This is a genomic window from Kitasatospora sp. NPDC052896 (genome assembly GCF_044547075.1).
Taxonomy (GTDB): domain Bacteria; phylum Actinomycetota; class Actinomycetes; order Streptomycetales; family Streptomycetaceae; genus Kitasatospora.
The window spans coordinates 1-1,474 of record NZ_JBITZU010000078.1; the positions used below are offsets into that span (position 1 = coordinate 1).

Below are 1,474 nucleotides of genomic sequence, written 5' to 3' on the forward strand. Positions count from 1 at the left end.
GTGGCATGGCTACGCCTCCGCACCCCTGCACAGCGGCCGAAGCCCTGCAGGCAAAGTTCGATCAGATCCTGCCGCACCTTGATGAGCGCCGTCGTCGGCTCTATCTGGCCAGTGAGGCAACCGCGATCGGCCACGGCGGCATCACGCGGGTGGCGGCAGCCTCCGGTGTCAGCACCGCTACCATCGCACGCGGCATCTCCGAGCTGGCCGGGCAGTCTGCGCCGACCCGTCGGATCAGGGTTCCGGGAGGTGGCCGCAAGCCCTTGACGGCCACTGATTCCGGTCTGCTGCCGGCGCTCGAGGCATTGATCGAGCCGCACACTCGCGGCGATCCCGTCTCCCCGCTGCGCTGGACCACGTTGTCGCTGCGTGCGTTGGCATCGTCCTTGACCGGCCAGGGCCACCCGGTCAGCGCCACGACCGTCGGGCACCTGCTGCACTCTCTGGGCTATAGCCTGCAGGGCACCGCCAAGACCCACGAGGGCGTCGGCCATCCGGACCGCGACGCCCAGTTCGTCCACCTGAACCGCAGCGCTGCCGCCTTCCTCAACGACGGCCAGCCGGTGATCAGTATCGACACCAAGGCCAAAGAGTGGCTCGGCGACCGCGACAGGCCCGGCCGCACCTGGCGACCGCGCGGGAACCCGATCAATGTGGACTGCCACACCTTCATCGCCAGCGGCCAGCCGGTCGTTATCCCCTTCGGGATCTACGATATTGCCCACAACAGCGGCTGGGTCAACGTTGGGACCGACCATGACACCGCCGAGTTTGCGGTGGAGTCCATCCGCCGCTGGTGGCAGCACCGCGGACAAACCGACCATCCGGACGCCACCCGGCTGCTGATCACCGCCGACTCCGGCGGCTCCAACGATCCCCGCCGCTGGACCTGGAAGAAACACCTGCACGCCTTCGCACAGGAGAGCGGGCTCGAGATCACGGTCTGTCACTTTCCGCCTGGCACATCGAAGTGGAACAAAATAGAACACCGAATGTTCTGCCACATCACCGCGAACTGGCGAGGACGACCGCTGACCAGCTACGAGGTCGTCCTCGAGACCATCTCCGCAACGACCACGACGACCGGGCTTTCGATCGGCGCCGAACTCGACACCGGTAGCTACCAGCTTGGCACGACCGTCACGCCCGCCGAGTTCCGCGCTCTGCCGATCACACCGAGCACGTTCCACGGCGACTGGAACTACACCCTCATGCCTGCCCCGCCCAAGCCTCCCGAGGCGCCACGGACTCGTCGCCGGATCAACCCGGCCCTGACCGAACTGCTCACCGACCCGGCTCTGACGGGCATGGCCCGCTCCGACTTCGACCACTTGGTGGCGGTCTCGGAGCCGTACTGGGACGCCTTGGCCGAGGCCGCATTCCAGCGACGCTTTCACCGTCCGCGCAGCTATCTCCATCCGCAGACCAGCAGCCTGGACCACTACCACCGACTGCTGACGGCGTTGCTACGCCG

General features: G+C 67.0%; 1 pseudogene. It reads left to right on the forward strand.

Going from position 1 to position 1,474, the window contains the following annotated elements:
* Positions 1-5: 5 nt before the first annotated feature.
* A pseudogene (locus ACIGXM_RS37385) lies at positions 6-1,474 on the forward strand (ISAzo13 family transposase); the annotation flags it as partial.